2 protein-coding genes are annotated in these 1,442 nt (G+C 48.9%); both read right to left on the bottom strand.

Going from position 1 to position 1,442, the window contains the following annotated elements; genetic code table 11:
• Positions 1-36 precede the first annotated feature (36 nt).
• Positions 37-972, bottom strand: a complete 936-nt coding sequence (locus NG821_RS12510; protein WP_252761990.1) for an ISAon1 family transposase — start codon at positions 970-972, stop codon at positions 37-39.
• Positions 973-1,015: 43 nt separating this feature from the next.
• The gene (locus NG821_RS12505; RefSeq protein ID WP_252761989.1) at positions 1,016-1,378 is read right to left on the bottom strand and encodes an ISAon1 family transposase N-terminal region protein; all 363 of its coding nucleotides are present in this window, start codon (positions 1,376-1,378) and stop codon (positions 1,016-1,018) included.
• Positions 1,379-1,442: the final 64 nt, after the last annotated feature.

Genomic DNA, 1,442 nt, shown 5'->3' with positions numbered 1-1,442 from the left:
GGCACAGTTATTAATCTTGGGGATTTAACAATTTGCCTATGCATATAATTGTGCAACTCTGTATAAGAAGAACTTCACATCTTCCACTCCCCTGAAAGTAGTCCTAAAACTCTTTAGCTTTGCATTGAATGATTCCGCACTTGCATTGGTGAGTCTTTGGTTAAAGAAGTTAAGTATCCTTTCATAATGCTGCTTGAATGTTTCAATGACGGTATTGAACTGCGGATATTTCATCTCCTCAACCTTATTGAACCACAGTGCCATCTTCGGCCTTGCCACGTCCTTATCATAATTGGTCGAATAGATTTGTCCCAAATGCAATGAAAGATGGTAGAAGGTCCTGATGTCGGCATATTCCTGAAAAAGGACTTCTGCCCTGGCCCTCTGTGTCTCCGTCCAGTCATTTGGATTCTTGAACAACAAGTACCTGCTGCGTGCGAGCAGTTGGCAAGGCGTATCGCCGTTGGCAAAGGTTTCAGGAACATACGCCTTCTTCTGCAGGCGTGCAGCCTTCCTTTTCCCGTTCTCCCTGTCCAGGGCTTCCCAGCGGTATTTGATCCGCAGTTCCTGCAGGGCCTCGTGCATGAGCTTCTGGACGTGGAAACGGTCAACGACCTGCTGTGCATTGGGAAAGCACCTGCGGGCAATCCGATACATGCTTCCGGCCATGTCGAGCGTGACGGTCCTGACCCTCTTCCGCTTCCCCTCGGGCAGGCGCAACAGGCGGCGGCAGACATCCTCTGCCTTCGTACCCCTGACCATCGCTATGAGTGTTCCGGCCTTTCCATGACCGTCCTTATTGGTGACGATCGTATACAACTCGCCGTTGCTGAAGGCCGTTTCGTCAATGGAAAGGTTTTCTCCCATATTATCCCCGAAGAGAAGGTATTCGTCCGCATGAGGGAGCTGGGGCCAGCCGCGGAAGCCACTCAGGTGCTCCTTGTAATAATTGCCGAGGGTACTGCTCTTCATTCGGCAGAAATCTGCCAGGCTTTTGATGCTTACCTCGTGGGTATCAAGGTAATTCTTTTAAAAAAGCACCGAACTCAGCTGTAATGCTGGTTCCGTCGGCTATCAGTTTCCAATTACGGCTGTAGCTCTTCCCCGTCGACTTATCCTCCCAACGTCGACGGCGGACCTTGAGATAGACCGTATGGTCGCGGACCGGAAAGTCCGTCACGACTATCTCCGGGTAGAAACCCTTCGAAACTAGTGGAAGACGGGACAGGTCTTCAGGAATCGAGGGCTTCTCCTCCAGACAAAAAATGTAATACGAGCCCATATCGGCATAGTCCGTAAAGTCGAAATAATCCAACATGCCCTTCGGTAGGAACATGGATAGAATGGATTTATAGTCTGTTGTCTTTTTGCTTTCCATGCTACAAAGATAAAAAATTATCAATAGACTCTTATGTTAAATCCCCAAGATTATGGACTGACCC

The organism is Segatella cerevisiae (assembly GCF_024054555.1).
In the GTDB taxonomy this organism is placed as follows: domain Bacteria; phylum Bacteroidota; class Bacteroidia; order Bacteroidales; family Bacteroidaceae; genus Prevotella; species Prevotella cerevisiae.
This window is presented reverse-complemented; position numbering and strand designations above follow the sequence as displayed.

What these genes read in the sequence shown, in the direction of transcription:
- NG821_RS12510 (WP_252761990.1), bottom strand. Translation starts at nt 972, where the DNA reads ATGAAGAGCAGTACCCTCGGCAATTATTACAAGGAGCACCTGAGTGGC.
- NG821_RS12505 (WP_252761989.1), bottom strand. Translation starts at nt 1,378, where the DNA reads ATGGAAAGCAAAAAGACAACAGACTATAAATCCATTCTATCCATGTTC.